This window comes from Pseudomonas oryzihabitans NBRC 102199 (assembly GCF_000730625.1).
GTDB lineage: Bacteria > Pseudomonadota > Gammaproteobacteria > Pseudomonadales > Pseudomonadaceae > Chryseomonas > Chryseomonas oryzihabitans.
The window spans coordinates 396,356-412,783 of sequence record NZ_BBIT01000013.1; the positions used below are offsets into that span (position 1 = coordinate 396,356).

Consider the following 16,428-nt stretch of genomic DNA (forward strand, 5'->3'; position numbering starts at 1 on the left):
ATGCGAACGCTCTTTCTCGTCGTCCTCTATGGCTTGCGCCCCGGGGAGTCGGCCACCCTCGACAGCCTGCTGGCCCAGCCCTCCGCCAGCCTGCCGGCCGACAGCGTCCTGCTGGTCTGGAACAACGGGCCCCAGCCCCTGGCTCAGGCGGATCGCCAGGCGCTGCTCGCCGCGCCGGGCTGGACGGAGGTGCTCATCAGCGAGGACCTCGGCAATCCGCCGCTGAGCCGGGTCTACAACCAGGCCTTGCGACTGGGCGCCGAGCGCCTGGTGATCTTCGACCAGGACACCGTGGTGGACGCACGCTTTCTGCAGGCGCTCGGGCAGCAGGCCGAGTTGCTGGTGCCCCTGGTGCTGGGGGCGGGCGCCATCCGCTATCCCCATCAGTACAAGGCGGTGGTGACCGTGGAGGGCCCCCTGGATCCCCAGGCTACCGTGACCATCAGTTCGGGGCTGTGCCTGACGCAGGGCCTGGCTGCGCGTATCGCGGCCCGCCACGGCGATGTCTTCGACGAGCGCTTCGCCCTCTATGGCGTCGATGTCTCCTTTTTCCTGCGGGTGCAGGCGCTGGCGCGGGAAGAGCCGGTCGAACTGCTTTGCGCGGGCATCCTCGACCATTCGCTGTCCGAGCTGGAAGCCGAGACCCCGGCCCAGCGGCGCTTTCGCGACATCGAGAAATTCTATGTCGCCCTGCTGCTGCGCCTGCACTACAAGGGCGCCTCGCGCGGCAAGGTGCTGCGCTATCTGGGGCGGCAGCTGCTGGGCAACCGACTGTATCTGTATGGCGTCCTGCCGCAGATGCTGCGGACTGTCCTCAGCGGGCGGCATCCCCGGGCGTAGTGCCCGGCAGCGGGCGGATCACCGCCTCGTGGCGGCTGTAGTAGAGGCTGTCGGCGGGGATGTCGCGCATCACCAGGGCGCCGGCGCCGACCACCACGTTGTCGCCGATGGTCAGGTGGTCGCCGACGATGCAGACGTGGGCGCCGAGGCTGACGTTGTCGCCGATGAAGATGCCGACCAGTCGCGCCGGATCATCGCTCTTGATGCCGATGGTGGTGTGCTGGCGGATCATCACGTTGCGCCCGATCACCGCCAGATTCGACACGCAGATGCCCATGCGATGGGGCAGGCGCAACCCGGGACCGATGCGCGCGCCCAGCAGGATCTCGATATTGTGCCGGCGGATCAGCCGGCGATTGATGCGTTCGGCCAGCTTGCGATAGTTGAGCAGGCCGCGCGGGCGGCAGTAGAGAAATTGCGCCAGGCGATACCAGAACAGAAAGCTCGGACTCTCTCCGGCCGCTACGCGCCGGAACAGGCGCTTGAGGCGCAAGGGCTTGCCCGGCGCATCCAGCACCTCCACGCGCCAGAGGTCCTTGAGTTCGGCGAAGGTGGCGATGAGTGGGGGCATGACGGACGTTCCGGAGCAGGGGAGGGCAAGCCTAGCGGAAAATCCCGCCGCTGGGTCGGCGGCGGGTGCGTGTTAACATGGCGCTTTTGCGTCACGACGAGACCATGAGCCAAGACTCCCCTGCGCAGACCTCCAGTCTGAAGATCTATTTCCGCCTGCTCGGCTACGTGCGGCCCTACATCGGCATGTTCGCCCTGAGTATCGTCGGCTTCCTGATTTTCGCCTCCACCCAGCCGATGCTGGCGGGCATCCTCAAGTACTTCGTCGATGGCCTGAACAACCCCAATGCCTCCATGTTTCCGGGCTGGCCCATCGTCGGTGGCCTGCACCTGGTGCAGGCGGTGCCGCTGATGATCATCCTGATCGCCGCCTGGCAGGGCGTCGGTTCCTTTCTCGGCAACTACTTCCTGGCGCGGGTCTCCCTCGGCCTGGTGCACGACCTGCGGGTGGCGCTGTTCAACCACATGCTGCGGCTGCCCAATCGCTACTTCGACGCCAACAACTCGGGTCATCTGATCTCGCGCATCACCTTCAACGTCACCATGGTGACCGGCGCCGCTACCGAGGCGATCAAGGTGGTGATCCGCGAAGGCATGACCGTGGTCTTCCTGTTCGCTTCCCTGCTGTGGATGAACTGGAAACTGACCCTGGTGATGGTGGCCATCCTGCCGCTGATCGCCCTGATGGTGACCAGCGCCAGTCGCAAGTTCCGCAAGCAGAGCAGCAAGATCCAGTCGGCCATGGGCGACGTCACCCACATCACCTCCGAAGCCATCCAGGGCTATCGGGTGGTGCGCAGCTTTGGTGGCGAGCGCTACGAGCAGCAGCGCTTCCTCGATTCCAGCACGGCCAACACCGACAAGCAGCTGACCATGACCAAGACCGGCGCGGTCTATACGCCCATGCTACAGCTGGTCATCTACTCGGCCATGGCGGTGCTGATGTTCCTGGTGCTCTGGCTGCGCGGCGAAGCCTCCGCCGGTGACCTGGTAGCCTACATCACCATGGCCGGCCTCTTGCCCAAGCCGATCCGCCAGCTCTCCGAGGTCAGCTCCACCATCCAGCGCGGCGTGGCCGGCGCGGAAAGCATCTTCGAGCAACTCGACGAACCCGCCGAGCGCGACGAAGGCCGCGAAGAGCGCGAGCGCGTCCAGGGTCGCCTGGAGGTGCGCAACCTGACCTTCCGCTATCCGGGTACCGAGAAGGCGGTGCTGGAAGGCATCGACTTCGTCGCCGAGCCCGGCCAGATGGTGGCCCTGGTGGGTCGCTCGGGCAGCGGCAAGTCGACCCTGGCCAATCTCATCCCGCGCTTCTACCAGCACGAAGAGGGCGAGATCCTCCTCGATGGCCTGGAGATCCAGGACTATCGCCTGACCAACCTGCGCCGGCACATCGCCCTGGTCACCCAGCACGTCACCCTGTTCAACGACAGCGTCACCAACAACATCGCCTATGGCGATCTGGCCGGGGCGCCCATGGAGCAGGTCAGGGCGGCGGCCGAGGCGGCCTATGCCGACGAATTCATCGAGCGTCTGCCGCAGAAATACGACACCCAGGTCGGCGAGAACGGCGTGCTGCTCTCCGGCGGCCAGCGCCAGCGCCTGGCCATCGCCCGGGCCCTGCTGAAGAACGCGCCGCTGCTGATCCTCGACGAAGCCACCTCGGCGCTGGACACCGAGTCCGAGCGTCACATCCAGGCCGCACTGGATCGCGTCATGCAGGGCCGTACCACCCTGGTGATCGCCCACCGCCTCTCCACCATCGAGAAGGCCGACCTGATCCTGGTGATGGATAATGGCCGCATCGTCGAGCGTGGCAGCCATGGCGAGCTCCTGGCGCTGAACGGCTACTATGCGCGGCTGCATGCCAAGCAGTTCGAGGAGGTCGCGCCGCCGGCGCCGACGATCGAATGCTGAACAGATTCCGCTTCTGGCGCGAACGCGGCTGGACCACGATTTCCGCCGCCGACTATGCCGCTGCCTGGCAGCGTTATGGCGGCAGCGTCGCCACCCACCCCGAGGTCATCGCCCGCCTGGCCGAGCTGGCCGGCATCCCGGTGCGCTACCTGGGCTGGCCCGCCGCGGACGGCCTGCAGGCGGCGGTACCCTGCTGGGGGCGCGAGCTGGCGCTGTCGCGCGCGGTGCTGAAGAAACGCCGCCAGCGTGCCCTGTTCGACCTGGGCAACGCCGAGATCATCCTGCCGGCCGCCCCTGGCGCGCTGGCGCCCCTGCGCCAGCGCGCCCGCTATCTGTCGCCGCTGTGCGACGAGCGTTTCGCCGGTCTGCGCCGGCAGAGCGAAGAACTGGCCATGCTCCGCGAGCCGGAAGCCTGGTCGAAGAAATTCCGCTACAACCAGCGCCGCGAGCAGCGCCTGTTCGAAGACGCCGGTGGCCGCGCGGTCCCCATGGCCGAGCTGGACAGCGCCGAGCAGGCACGGATCTATGCCGAGCTGTTCGAGGCGCGCTGGGGCTTCGAGGTACCGGGCAAGGCCCGGCTGGGCGAGGTGTTCGCCCTGCTGCGGGAATTCATGACCGGTTCGCTGCTCATGCTCGGCGAGCGCCCGGTGGCGATCCAGGTGCTCTATCGGGTGGATGCGCCCGACTGGATCAGCGTCGAGTACGTCAACGGCGGCGTCGATCCCGCGGCCAGCGACCTGAGTCCGGGCAGCGTCCTCACCTATCTGAACACCCAGGCCGCCTGGCAGGACGCCCGCGCCCTGGGCAAGACGTTGCGTTATTCCTTCGGCCGCGCCGATCGCGACTACAAGGACCGCTGGTGCCACCGCGTCACCGTCTTCGAGAGCTGAGATGACCGCCCGCAAACAAGCCCTGCTCAAACGTCACCGCCGCCACAAGCGGCTGGTCCTGGCGGTCATCGCCGTCGTGCTGCTCGGCTGCCTGGCGCTGGGGCCCTGGTGGAGCGCGCCGCTGCTGGCGCTGCTGGTGTGGCTCGGCCACGAGGCCTGGTTCGCCGATCACCTCTTCTATTCGCCGCGCGACAATTACAGCTATCAGTTCCCTGCCGACACCCTGGTGCTGGGCCTGCATCTGCGGCACGGTCGCTTGGCCGCGGTGGAATTGCCGCCGGGCGAGCTGACGCTGTTCTTGGAATGCCGCCTCAAGGCCAGTTGGCTGGGCCGATTACTGGATCCCCAAGTACGTCTGCGCGCAGGTGACGACGCGGATCGCCAGGACTTCGAGCGCGGCGTGGCCGGGCGGCGCTATGTCAATCTCAGCGGCTATGCCGAGGCCCTGCGGCGCGGCGAATTGCACCTCTGGACGCGCTTCTGCCGGCTGCAGGGCGAGTTGCGCCTGCACGTCTTCGCCCAGCCGGACCTCCGCAGCAAGAGAGTGATGGTCATCGCGCCCCACGCCGACGACGCCGAGCTGGCCGCCTTCGGTCTCTACAGCCAGGCGCGGGAAGCCAGTATCGTCACCCTGACCCAGGGCGAGATCGAGGCCGGGCACTACCAGCGGCTGGGTCTCGATCGCCAGGCGGCGGCCCGGCTCAAGGGGCGCCTGCGCACCTGGGACAGCCTGGTCACCCCGCTGTGGGGTGGGGTACCAACAGAGCGTTGCGTGCAGCTGGGCTACTACTGCCTGCAGCTGCCGGCCATGCGCCAGGCGCCGGAAGACGCCTTTGGCTCCCGCGAATCCGGCGAGAGCGATGTGCGCAGTGCCCGTCGCCACAACCCCCTGCAACTGCCCGGCGATGTCGACGGCGCCCCCACCTGGCGCAACCTGGTGGCCGATCTGGTGGCCCTGCTGGAGCACTTCCGCCCCGAGGTGGTGGTGCTGCCGCATCCGCAGATCGATCCCCATGCCGATCACGTGGCCAGCACCCAGGCCCTGCGCGAGGCCCTGACCCTCAGCCAGTGGCAGCCCGAGCTCGAATTGCTCTACGCCAATCACCTGCACGACAACGACCGCTGGCCCATGGGGCCGGCCGAGGGCGGCATCGCCCTGCCACCCGCCATCGAGACGCCGGCCCCCCTGGTGCCCTGGAGTCCGCTACTGACTCCCGAGCGGCGGCTGGACAAGGCCATGGCCCTGGGGATGCAGCACGACCTGCTGGTGCCGCTGCCGGCCAAGAAGCGCCTGCGCCGGGCCATCCAGTGGCTGCTGGCCGGTCGCCGCTGGCCGCGCACCGGGGAAGACGAATTCTTCCGCAAGGCCGTGCGGCGTCACGAGCTGTTCTGGATAAGCCGCCGCGACGAGCTCTGACCCCGGCCTCTCCCGCCGGCAGGCGCTTCCGGGGCGCCTTGGCCCCTATGCTATGATCGCCGCCATTTTCGCGCTTTGGAGCCTGTCCCTATGAAGCTGACCATGCCTCGCTTCGATCTCGCGCCGGTCCTGGTGGTTGGCGACGTGATGCTCGACCGCTACTGGCACGGCACCACCTCGCGGATCTCCCCCGAGGCGCCGGTGCCCGTGGTCCGCGTCGACCAGCACGAGGATCGTCCCGGTGGCGCGGCCAACGTCGCCCTCAACATCGCCGCCCTGGGCGCGCCGGCCTACCTGGTCGGCGTCACCGGTCAGGACGAAGCTGCCGATGCCCTCACCGACAGCCTGAGAGCCGCCCACGTGCAGGTGCGCTTCCAGCGCATTGCCCAGCAGCCGACCATCGTCAAGCTGCGCATCATGAGTCGCCACCAGCAGCTGATCCGCGTCGACTTCGAAGAGCCCTTCGACACCGATCCCCAGGCGCTGGCCTCGGACACCGCCGCCATGCTGGCCGGGGTCAAGGTGCTGGTGCTGTCCGACTACGGCAAGGGCGCGCTGAAGAACCACCAGGCGCTGATCCAGCTGGCCAAGGCCCGCAACATCCCGGTGCTGGCCGATCCCAAGGGCAAGGATTTCTCCATCTATCGTGGCGCCAGCCTGATCACGCCGAATCTGTCCGAATTCGAAGCCATCGTCGGTGTCTGCGCCGACGATGCCGAACTGGTCGCCAAGGGCAACGAGCTGATGGCGCGCCTGGAGCTGGGCGCCCTGCTGGTGACCCGTGGCGAGCACGGCATGACCCTGCTGCGTCCCGCCCAGCCGGCCCTGCACCTGCCGGCCCGGGCCCGCGAGGTGTTCGACGTCACCGGCGCCGGCGACACCGTGATCTCCACCCTGGCCGCCGCCCTGGCCGCCGGTGAAGACCTGCCGCAGGCCGTGGGGCTGGCCAATCTGGCTGCCGGTATCGTGGTCGGCAAGCTGGGCACCGCCGCCATCAGCGCCCCCGAACTGCGTCGCGCGGTGCAGCGTTCGGAAGGCTCCGAGCGCGGCGTTCTGTCCCTCGAACAATTGCAGCTGGCCATCGAGGACGCTCGCGCCCATGGCGAGAAGATCGTCTTCACCAACGGCTGCTTCGACATCCTCCACGCCGGTCACGTGACCTATCTGGAACAGGCACGCGCCCAGGGCGATCGGCTGATCGTGGCGGTCAACGACGATGCCTCGGTGACCCGGCTGAAAGGCCCCGGTCGACCGATCAACAGCGTCGACCGGCGCATGGCGGTGCTGGCCGGCCTCGGCGCGGTGGACTGGGTCATCCCCTTCAGCGAGAACACCCCGGAGCGCCTGCTGGAACAGGTGCGCCCGGATGTACTGGTCAAGGGCGGCGACTACAAGAGCGTGGACGAGGTGGTCGGCGCCCAGATCGTGCAGGGGTACGGCGGCGAGGTGCGCATCCTCGGTCTGGTGGAGAACAGCTCCACCACCGCCATCGTCGAGCGCATTCGCAACCGTACCTGAGCCCGGACGCTCGGGTTAAGCTGGCGCAGAACCGCTACGGAGCTGCGCCATGTCCTCGACGCCCCTGCTGATCCTGGGTACTGCCGTTTCCAATGACCAGAGCGCTGGTCAACCGCTCGGCCATCCACTCAAGCTGGCCAACCGCCACGGCCTGATCGCCGGCGCCACGGGCACCGGCAAGACCGTGACCCTGCAGCGCCTCGCCGAAGCCTTCAGCGATGCCGGCGTCGCGGTCTTCGCCGCCGACATCAAGGGCGATCTCTGCGGCCTCGGCGCGGCCGGCGCGCCCCAGGGCAAGCTGGCCGAGCGCATCGCCGCCCAGGGCCTGCCGCACCAGTCCCAGGCCTATCCGGTCACCCTCTGGGACGTCGACGGCCGGAGCGGTCATCCGCTGCGCACCACCCTGAGCGAGATGGGCCCGCTGCTGCTGGGCAATCTGCTGGAGCTGACCGACAGCCAGCAGGCCGCCTTGCACGCCGCCTTCAAGGTGGCCGATCGCGAAGGCCTGCTGCTGCTCGACCTCAAGGACCTCAAGGCGGTCCTCAATCACCTGCGCGAACAGCCCGACGCCCTGGGCGAGGACCGTGCCCTGTTCACTGGCGCCTCGGCCCAGGCGCTGCTGCGCAGGCTGGCGACCCTGGAGCAGCAGGGCGCCGAGGCCTTCCTCGGCGAGCCGGCCCTGCAACTGGAAGACGTGCTGCGCCCCGAGCCCGACGGCCGTGGACGCATCCACCTGCTCGACGCCAGCCGCCTGGTGCACGAAGCGCCCAAGGTCTACGCCACCTTTCTGATCTGGCTGCTGGCCGAGCTGTTCGAGCAGTTGCCCGAGCGCGGCGATGCCGATAAGCCGGTACTGGCGCTGTTCTTCGACGAGGCCCACCTGCTGTTTGGCGACACCCCCAAGGCCCTGCGCGATCGCCTGGAGCAGGTGGTGCGGCTGATCCGTTCCAAGGGCGTCGGCGTCTATTTCGTCACCCAGTCCCCCGCCGATCTGCCGGATACCATCCTGGCCCAGCTCGGCTTGCGCATCCAGCACGGCCTGCGCGCCTTTACCGCCCGGGAGCAGAAGGCGCTGCGCGCGGTGGCCGACGGCTTCCGCCCCAATCCGGCCTTCGACAGCCTGGAGGTGCTGACCGAGCTGGGCATTGGCGAGGCCCTGGTGGGCAGCCTGGAAGACAAGGGCACGCCGGCGATGGTCCAGCGCGTGGCCATCGCCCCGCCGCAATCCCGGGTCGGCCCGCTGAGCGAAGCCGAGCGCCAGACGCTGATCCGTCAGTCGCCCCAGGCGGGTCGCTATGACCGGGCCGTGGATCGCGAATCGGCCTACGAGATCCTGCGGGATCGTCAGGCCGAGCGGGTCCCGGCGCAGGCGCCGGTAGCGGAAAAGACCCAGAGCGGGCAGGGTGGTGCCCTCGGCGATCTGGTGGGCGAACTCGCGGGCAATGCGCTCAGGAGCGCGGCGCGCCAGGCGGCCAATCAGCTCGGGCGGCAGCTGGTACGGGGACTGCTCGGCTCCCTGCTGGGTGGCAGGCGCCGCTAGCCGATCCGCAGGTAAAAAAAGACCCCGCCTGGGCGGGGTCTTCTAGCTTCACGCAGTCGTTACATGCGCGGGGCGACGGGGTTGGCGTCGTTGGAGATGGTCACTTCCACGCGACGGTTCAGGGCGCGGTCGGAGGCGTTGCTGTTGCTGGCCACCGGGAAGTTCTTGCCATAGCCACGGGCCTGGATGCGGCTCGGCTCGACGCCAGCGCTGACCAGGGCGGTCTGGATGGCCTGGGCGCGACGCTCGGACAGCTGCTGGTTGTAGGAGTCGCTGCCGACGCTGTCGGTGTAGCCCTCGACGATCACCTTGCGCTCGGGATTCTGCTTCAGGTAATCGGCCAGCTTCTGGGCGTTGGCATAGCCCTGGGGCTTGAGTTCGGCCTTGTTGAAGTCGAACAGCACGTTGCCGAAGGTCACCACGGTGCCGCGCTCGGTCTGCTTGGCCTGCAGGGCATCCTGCAGTTGCTTGAGCTGGGCGGTACGGGCGTCCAGGCGAGCCTGGGTGCGCTCGGCATCGACGCCCTGCATCTGGGCTTCGGTCATGCGCAGCTTGATGGTCTGCATGGCCGTCTGGATGCGCTGGTTGGTCAGGTAGGCCAGCTGGTCGACGGTCTTCTCGTTTTCACCGTCCTTGTAGGCCTTCTCGGTCTTCTGCAGCCAGGTACCGGCGTCCTTGGTCTCCAGGGCGGCCAGCTGGGCGGCCTGCGGCTGGGATTCCAGGGCGGAGTAGTCGGACTTGGCCTTTTCCAGGTTGGGGTTGGGCGGCGTGGAGCACGCGGCCAGGGCCAGGCTGAGCAGCGACACGGCAGGGATCAGAATGTGTTTACGCATGATGGTCGTCCTTTTAATTCGTGAAGGGAGGAAAGGGGCGGTCGCTTACTGCTGGACCTTCTTCTGCAGGTTCTGCTGGAGCTGCAGGTTGATCTGACCTTCCTCACGGATCTGCTGGATGCTGTTCTGGGCATCCTTGAGCGCGGCATCGGCCTTGGCGGCCTGGGTCTTGCGGGTGGCCAGGCGGGCATCCCACTCGGCCTGCTCGGCCAGTTGCTTGGCTTCGTCGTACTTCTCGTTGGAGAGAGCGGTCTGGGCCTGGGTCCACTTGTCCTGGGCCGACTTGGTCTCGATGGGCGCGAACTGGTTGCCACCGGAGCTCACGGCCTCGTTGACGGCGGACTGGGTCACGGCCATCTGCGCGGTCGGCGGATTGCCGGCGCAACCGGCCAGCAACAGCGAGCTGCCCAGGGCAAGGGCTGCCAGTTTCAGGGTGCAGGCTTTGGAAAGGGACTTTTGGGCAGTGGCACTCTTCATGGATTCAAGCTCCGTTGTTGATCCGAAAAGCGCGCCGCCGGCACGGGCAGGGCGGGCGCCTGGTCATGTAAAGCCGCATGTGGAAACAAGCCCGGCGCGGCCCTGAGAGGCCCGAGGCGGGTGCTGACAACCAGCCCTCGTCCAGCGCTGCGGTCTGACTGTGTGACCGCTCATCCGACAAAAATGTTCACTGGCTATCGAATTTCGCCAGGGCGCGGAGGCCCTTGGCAGAGCGGTAGCGCTGTAGGTAAAGGTGCAGGTCGGCGGCTAGTCGGGCGTTTCGGACTGCAGGCGATGCAGGTGCTTTCGCGCCAATTCGAGAAAGCGCGGGGTGGTGCCGGCATCGGCGTAGAGGGGATCGCCAAGCTCGTCGGTGGCCACCACGTCCTCGCCCTGCACATAGGGAAAGCTGGCCTCCAGCTCTTCGAAGGCGGCTGCCAGCAATTCACCGAGCAGGGCCTCGGGCGTGCGCTGGGGATAGAGTTCGCAGAGGGCCTCGAGACGGGCCGCGGTCTCCAGCTCCAGGTCGAGGTGGTAGCGGCGGGTGGTGCTGGAGGTGGTGGCCTGCTGCTCCCATTGGTGAGCGAGTTCGCGAATCTTCATGGGCATCTCCCGTGGCTTAGGCAAAGGTCGGATATTCAGGTCGAGCTCGGCTGGGCACCCTGCAACAGCCGGGGCTTGCAACCGTGACAGCAGGGTGCTGTCCTCTGCGCTAGACCGCAGCGGTTGCCGTGAGGTCCGAACCGGTACTTTCGAGGAGCACGAGATGGTGGAAATCGATGTTCGCCTGCGCGAGCAGGTGCGGTTGCTGGGTGAGCTCCTGGGGCAGACCATTGCCGACCAGCATGGCGCGGCCTTTCTCGACAAGATCGAGCGGATCCGCAAGGGCGCCAAGGCCGCCCGTGGCGGCTCCGCGGAGGGTGCCCGCCAACTGGGCGACACCCTGGATACCCTGGCCGAAGACGAACTGCTGCCGGTGGCGCGGGCCTTCAGTCACTTTCTCAACCTCGCCAACATCGCCGAGGAATATCACCGGGTCAGACGGCGTACCGAAGACGAGCCACCGCCCTTCGAACAGCAGGTGTTGCCGGAGTTGCTGGAACGCCTGACCGTGGCCGGTCACTCCGGCCAGCAGCTGGCCGAGCGGGTCGCGGCGCTGGACATCGATCTGGTGCTGACCGCTCACCCCACCGAGGTCTCCCGGCGCACCCTGATCCAGAAATACGACGAGATCAGCGCGCAACTGGCGGCCCTCGATCATCGCGACCTGACCTCCGCCGAGGTGGCCGCCATCGAGGCACGGCTGCGTCGGCTGATCGCCGAGGCCTGGCACACCGAGGAGATCCGCCGCCAGCGGCCGACGCCGGTGGACGAAGCCAAGTGGGGCTTCGCGGTGATCGAGAATTCGCTGTGGCAGGCGATCCCCAGCCTGCTGCGCAAGTTGGACGACTGCCTGCAGGAACGCACCGGCCAGCGCCTGCCGCTGACCGCGGCGCCGGTACGCTTTTCCTCTTGGATGGGCGGCGATCGCGATGGCAATCCCAACGTCACCGCCGCCATCACCCGCGAGGTGCTGCTGCTGGCGCGCTGGATGGCCGCCGATCTCTACCTGCGCGATGTCGACCGGCTGGCCGCGGAGCTGTCCATGCAGGCGGCGAGTCCGGCCCTGCGCGAACAGGCCGGCGATCACCCGGAACCCTATCGCAAGGTGCTCAAGGTGCTGCGCGAGCGGTTGCAGATCACCCGCAGCTGGGCGGCCCATGCCATCACCGATCCCCATGCCGGCGCCCGTCATATCCTCAGCGACAACGCCGAGCTGATCGCCCCGCTGCAGCTGTGCTACGACTCCCTGCAGCACTGCGGCCTGGGGGTCATCGCCGATGGCTCCCTGCTCGATACCCTGCGCCGGGCCCGTACCTTCGGTCTCTATCTGGTGCGCCTGGACATCCGCCAGGACGCCGCGCGCCATGCCGCGGCCCTGGCCGATATCTGCCGCTATCTCGACCTGGGCGACTACGCCGCCTGGAGCGAGGCGCAGCGCCTGGAATTCCTGCGTGGCGAGCTCGGCAGCCGGCGTCCCCTGCTGCCGCTGGACGCCCAGCTGGAGGCCGATACCCAGGAGGTGCTCGCCACCTGCCGCGTGATTGCCGCCTCGCCGCCCGATGCCCTGGGCTCCTATGTCATCTCCATGGCCGGCGCGGCGTCAGATGTCCTCGCCGTGCAGCTGCTGCTGCGCGAGTGCGGGGTACGCCAGCCGATGCGGGTGGTGCCGCTGTTCGAGACCCTCGACGACCTGGATCATGCCGGCAGCGCCATCGCCAGCCTGCTCGATCTGCCCGACTACCGCGCGCGCCTGGCCGGTCCCCAGGAGGTCATGATCGGCTATTCCGATTCGGCCAAGGACGCCGGCACCCTGGCGGCGGCCTGGGCCCAGTACCGTGCCCAGGAAGCCCTGGTGGACATCTGCGCCAGTCGGGGCGTGGAGCTGCTGCTGTTCCATGGCCGCGGTGGCACCGTGGGGCGGGGCGGTGGCCCGGCCCACGCGGCCATCCTCTCGCAACCCCCGGGCTCGGTGGCCGGGCGCTTCCGCACCACCGAACAGGGCGAGATGATCCGCTTCAAGTTCGGCCAGCCGGCCATCGCCGAGCAGAATCTGGCGCTCTACCTGGGCGCCGTGCTGGAAGCCACCCTGTTGCCGCCGCCCGCGCCGGAGCCGGCCTGGCGCGAGCAGATGGATCGCCTGGCCCGGGACAGCTTGCAGGCCTATCGCGGCGTGGTGCGCGAAGACCCGCACTTCGTCAGCTATTTCCGCCAGGCCACCCCCGAGCAGGAGCTGGGCCGGCTGCCCCTGGGCAGTCGCCCGGCCAAGCGCCGCGAAGGCGGCGTGGAAAGCCTCAGGGCCATCCCCTGGATCTTCGCCTGGACCCAGACGCGGCTGATGCTGCCGGCCTGGCTCGGCTGGGAAAGGGCTCTGGAAGAAGCCGAGCGCCGGGGCGAGTCGCCGCTGCTGCGCGAGATGCGCGAGCGCTGGCCGTTCTTCCAGACCCGCATCGACATGCTGGAGATGGTGCTGGCCAAGGCGGAGGCCGAACTGGCGCGGCTCTACGACCAGCGCCTGGTGGAAGCCGACCTGCAGGTGCTCGGCAGCCAGCTGCGCGAGCGGCTGCGCCAGGCGGGCGTGGCGGTGTTGCGCCTGACCGGGCAGGGCGAGTTGCTCGAACACCATCCGGAAACCCTGGTGTTCATCGCCGTGCGCAACACCTATCTCGATCCGCTGCACCTCCTGCAGATCGAGCTGCTGGCCCGGGCGCGGGCGGCCGGCGAAAGCCAGCCGGCGGCGCTCGATCAGGCCCTGCTGGTAAGCGTGGCCGGGATCGCCGCAGGACTGCGCAATACCGGTTGAACAGACTGTCGCTTTTGCCGGCGCCCGGGGTCGTCTGGACGGGCCCGGCACCTGCGACGCTTGGTAACTTGTGCGGCCAGGGGGCGCTGTGTATGGTTGGTCCCTTTGGCCGTCTCGTGTCGTCGACAACAATCATCGCGACAGCGCCCTGCGCGGGCTGCCAGTCCGAGACCATTCTAAGGAGCTACAGATGCGCGTAATCCTGCTGGGAGCGCCCGGTGCCGGCAAAGGTACTCAGGCCCGGTTCATCACTGAGAAATTCGGCATTCCGCAGGTTTCCACCGGCGACATGCTGCGGGCCGCGGTCAAGGCCGGCACGCCCCTGGGCCTGCAGGTCAAGGACATCATGGACAACGGTGGCCTGGTCTCCGACGAGATCATCATCGCCCTGATCAGCGAGCGTATCCTCGACGCCGATTGCGCCAAGGGTTTCCTGTTCGACGGCTTCCCGCGCACCATTCCCCAGGCCGAGGCCCTCGAAGCCGCCGGCGTTAAGATCGACCACGTGCTGGAAATCGCCGTGGATGACGAAGAAATCGTCCAGCGCCTGTCCGGTCGCCGCGTGCACCCGGGTTCGGGTCGCGTCTATCACATCGAACACAATCCGCCGAAGGTCGCCGACACCGACGACCTGACCGGCGAGCCGCTGGTACAGCGCGAAGACGACCGCGAAGCTACCATTCGCAAGCGTCTGGACCTCTATCATTCCCAGACCAAGCCGCTGGTGGACTTCTACCAGAAGCTGGGCGCCGCCCAGGGCACGCCGAAGTGCAGCCGCATCGAGGGCGTGGGTTCGGTGGATGCCATCACCGCCAAGGTGCTGCAGGCGCTGAACTAAGCGCCGGTCACGGCCGCCTGTGCCTGCAGGCGGTCCGGTCAAGGCGCCGTCCTGGCGTCACGACCGATGGGCGGGTCCCCTCGCGACCCGTCTTCCTCTAGAATGCGCAGCCCTTTTCCCAGTTGCGGATCTGCCCCATGTCCATCCTGCTCGCCCTCGACACCGCCACCGAAGCCTGCTCGGTCGCCTTGCACCTGGGCGACGAGATCATCCATCGCTACGAGATCGCGCCGCGCCTGCATGCCCAGCGGGTCCTGCCCATGGTGCAGGAGCTGCTGGCCGAGACCGGTCTGAGTCTGGCGCAGGTGGACGCCATCGCCTTCGGGCGTGGTCCGGGCGCCTTCACCGGCGTGCGCATCGCTATCGGCGTGGTGCAGGGCCTGGCCTTCGGCCTGGACCGACCGGTACTGCCGGTGTCGAATCTGGCGATCATCGCCCAGCGCGCCTGGCGCGAGCGCGGCGTGACCCAGGTGGCTGCGGCCATCGACGCGCGCATGGACGAGGTCTACTGGGGCTGCTATCGCCTCGACGGCGCGGCCATGGTGCTCGCGGGGGCGGAAGCCGTGCTGGCGCCCGAGGCCATTGCCCTGCCGGCCGCCGCCACCGGCGACTGGTTCGGTGCCGGCACCGGCTGGGGCTATGTCGGCCGCATGGCCGTGCCGCTGATCGAGCAGGATGCCACTCTGTTGCCCCATGCCCGGGACCTGGCGGTTCTGGCGGTCACCGCCTGGCAGCGCGGGGAAGCCGTGTCGGCCGAGTCCGAAGCGGCGCAACCCGTCTATCTGCGTGATCGGGTCGCCACTCCCAAGCAGTCGGTCTGACGGCAGGAAACCACGCGTAATAGTCTGACGTCCAAGCTGTAGATGCCGCTCGTCCGCCGGTCGCGACGGGCGTCCGGCCCTTGATTGTCATAGCTTTCGACCCTACTTAGAGTAGTGCCATCCGTTCGGGACCTGCCATGCGCATTGACAGCGGCTATGCCTCCTCTGCTTATCCCCTGAATCGTTCCTCGCGCGCGGTCACGCCCGTACGCGAGGTGGCGAAGGATGAGGACGCCCGCCAGAATGCCATCGCCCGGGAGGCCGCAGGCAATCCCCGGCCCGACGTCGCACCCCTCCGCCGTGTGGAAGCGGCTGCGGCGACCGATGCCGGCAATGGCAACGGTAACGGCCTGGTGCTCAGCGAGCGCGAAGGGCGCTTCGCCAGTCAGCTCACCGCCCGTGCCCAGCAGGCCCTGGCCAGCTACGGCAGCACCGCCGCCTTCGGCGCCGAGCCGGACGGCTCCTCCAGCGTCGTGGGCCTCGACCTCTACGCCTGATGCTGCCGTACTTTCTCGGCTGCCCCTCCTGGAACGACAACGCCTGGCGCGAGAGCCTCTACCACGGCTTGCGCCCGGGTGATTTCCTGCCGCGTTACGCCCAGGTGTTCAACGCCGTGGAAGGCAACACCACCTTCTATGCCTGGCCCGCGGCGGACACCATTCGCCGCTGGGCCGAATTGATGCCGGCCGGCTTTCGCTTCTGCGCCAAGTTTCCCCGCGACATCAGCCATGCCGAGGATCTGCGGGTGCAACTCGCCAGCGCCCGTACCTTTCTCGAATTGCTGGCACCCCTGGGTGAACGGGCCAGCCCCCTGTGGCTGCAGCTGCCAGCGGGCTTCGGGCCCGATCGGCTCAAGGAACTGCAGGTCTTTCTCTCGGCCATGGCGCCGCGTTGCGCCCTGGCGGTGGAGGTCCGGCACCTGGCCTTTTTCGACAAGGGCGAGTCCGAGCGGGCCCTGAACCGGCTGCTCATGGACCTGGGCGTGGAGCGCGTCGGCCTGGATTCGGCCGCGCTGTTCAGCGCCGATCCAAGCGAGCCGGCCGTGCGCCTGGCCCAGGCCAAGAAACCGCGGGTTCCGGCTCGCGCCCTGGCGTTCAGCGAGCACCCCCAGGTGCGCTTCATCGGCCGCCTGGAGTTGGCCGCCAACGACTACTATCTGGCCAAGTGGGTCACGCGGGTGGCCGACTGGATCGAAGCGGGCAAGGTGCCCTATGTCTTCTTGCACACCCCAGACAACCGCCAGGCGCCCGAGCTGGCCCTGAGATTCCACGCCCAGCTGCGCGAACGCCTGCCCGGTCTGCCGGCATTGCCCGAGCTGAGCACCGCCGACACCGAACAACTCGGTCTGCTCTAGCCCACGCCGG

At 68.1% G+C, this 16,428-nt stretch carries 15 protein-coding genes; 11 read left to right on the plus strand and 4 right to left on the minus strand.

Annotated features, from left to right (window positions below; genetic code table 11):
• Window positions 1–840 carry a glycosyltransferase family protein gene (locus POR01S_RS15555; protein ID WP_027603045.1) on the plus strand — a complete coding sequence of 280 codons (840 nt, stop codon included), beginning with the start codon at window positions 1–3 and terminating at the stop codon, window positions 838–840.
• On the opposite strand, the gene POR01S_RS15560 is transcribed toward POR01S_RS15555, so the two are convergent.
• Window positions 815–1,411: a serine acetyltransferase gene (locus POR01S_RS15560; RefSeq protein WP_042136878.1), complete on the minus strand. Its 597-nt coding sequence runs from the start codon at window positions 1,409–1,411 to the stop codon at window positions 815–817. The genes POR01S_RS15555 and POR01S_RS15560 overlap by 26 nt on opposite strands.
• Before the next feature lie 104 nt (window positions 1,412–1,515).
• On the opposite strand from POR01S_RS15560, the gene msbA reads away from it, so the two are divergent.
• From msbA to POR01S_RS15585, 5 genes are all read left to right on the plus strand, one after another.
• The gene (gene msbA, locus POR01S_RS15565) at window positions 1,516–3,327 is read left to right on the plus strand and encodes a lipid A export permease/ATP-binding protein MsbA (protein ID WP_042136879.1); all 1,812 of its coding nucleotides are present in this window, start codon (window positions 1,516–1,518) and stop codon (window positions 3,325–3,327) included.
• The gene (locus tag POR01S_RS15570) at window positions 3,321–4,217 is read left to right on the plus strand and encodes a GNAT family N-acetyltransferase (RefSeq protein WP_042136881.1); all 897 of its coding nucleotides are present in this window, start codon (window positions 3,321–3,323) and stop codon (window positions 4,215–4,217) included. Before msbA ends, POR01S_RS15570 begins: the two co-directional genes overlap by 7 nt.
• A gap of 1 nt (window position 4,218) precedes the next feature.
• Complete coding sequence (locus tag POR01S_RS15575; protein ID WP_042136883.1) at window positions 4,219–5,634, plus strand: PIG-L deacetylase family protein; 1,416 nt, start codon at window positions 4,219–4,221, stop codon at window positions 5,632–5,634.
• 90 nt (window positions 5,635–5,724) lie between these two features.
• Entirely contained in the window at window positions 5,725–7,152 is a 1,428-nt protein-coding gene (hldE, locus tag POR01S_RS15580) for a bifunctional D-glycero-beta-D-manno-heptose-7-phosphate kinase/D-glycero-beta-D-manno-heptose 1-phosphate adenylyltransferase HldE (protein WP_027598567.1), read from the plus strand.
• Window positions 7,153–7,201: 49 nt separating this feature from the next.
• The gene (locus POR01S_RS15585; RefSeq protein WP_042136885.1) at window positions 7,202–8,692 is read left to right on the plus strand and encodes a helicase HerA-like domain-containing protein; all 1,491 of its coding nucleotides are present in this window, start codon (window positions 7,202–7,204) and stop codon (window positions 8,690–8,692) included.
• 59 nt (window positions 8,693–8,751) lie between these two features.
• Here POR01S_RS15585 and lptF read toward each other — a convergent pair whose 3' ends face one another.
• The 3 genes from lptF to POR01S_RS15600 all read right to left on the minus strand — a co-directional run bounded on the left by lptF (window position 8,752) and on the right by POR01S_RS15600 (window position 10,605).
• Window positions 8,752–9,525, minus strand: coding sequence for a lipotoxin F family OmpA-related lipoprotein LptF (gene lptF / locus POR01S_RS15590; RefSeq protein WP_007161971.1), 774 nt, complete (start codon window positions 9,523–9,525; stop codon window positions 8,752–8,754).
• Between the two features lie 45 nt (window positions 9,526–9,570).
• Window positions 9,571–10,002, minus strand: a complete 432-nt coding sequence (locus POR01S_RS15595; RefSeq protein ID WP_007161972.1) for a DUF4398 domain-containing protein — start codon at window positions 10,000–10,002, stop codon at window positions 9,571–9,573.
• A gap of 267 nt (window positions 10,003–10,269) precedes the next feature.
• Window positions 10,270–10,605: a hypothetical protein gene (locus POR01S_RS15600; RefSeq protein ID WP_007161973.1), complete on the minus strand. Its 336-nt coding sequence runs from the start codon at window positions 10,603–10,605 to the stop codon at window positions 10,270–10,272.
• Between the two features lie 163 nt (window positions 10,606–10,768).
• On the opposite strand from POR01S_RS15600, the gene ppc reads away from it, so the two are divergent.
• The 5 genes from ppc to POR01S_RS15625 all read left to right on the plus strand — a co-directional run bounded on the left by ppc (window position 10,769) and on the right by POR01S_RS15625 (window position 16,418).
• Entirely contained in the window at window positions 10,769–13,405 is a 2,637-nt protein-coding gene (gene ppc / locus POR01S_RS15605) for a phosphoenolpyruvate carboxylase (RefSeq protein WP_042136888.1), read from the plus strand.
• 190 nt (window positions 13,406–13,595) lie between these two features.
• Window positions 13,596–14,243 (plus strand): adenylate kinase, encoded by a 648-nt coding sequence (gene adk / locus POR01S_RS15610; protein WP_007161975.1) that lies wholly within the window; start codon window positions 13,596–13,598, stop codon window positions 14,241–14,243.
• Between the two features lie 137 nt (window positions 14,244–14,380).
• Complete coding sequence (gene tsaB / locus POR01S_RS15615) at window positions 14,381–15,064, plus strand: tRNA (adenosine(37)-N6)-threonylcarbamoyltransferase complex dimerization subunit type 1 TsaB (protein ID WP_042136890.1); 684 nt, start codon at window positions 14,381–14,383, stop codon at window positions 15,062–15,064.
• A gap of 137 nt (window positions 15,065–15,201) precedes the next feature.
• Window positions 15,202–15,561: a hypothetical protein gene (locus tag POR01S_RS15620; protein WP_042136892.1), complete on the plus strand. Its 360-nt coding sequence runs from the start codon at window positions 15,202–15,204 to the stop codon at window positions 15,559–15,561.
• Window positions 15,561–16,418: a DUF72 domain-containing protein gene (locus POR01S_RS15625; protein WP_042136894.1), complete on the plus strand. Its 858-nt coding sequence runs from the start codon at window positions 15,561–15,563 to the stop codon at window positions 16,416–16,418. The genes POR01S_RS15620 and POR01S_RS15625 overlap by 1 nt, the downstream gene beginning before the upstream one ends.
• The last annotated feature ends 10 nt before the right edge of the window (window positions 16,419–16,428 follow it).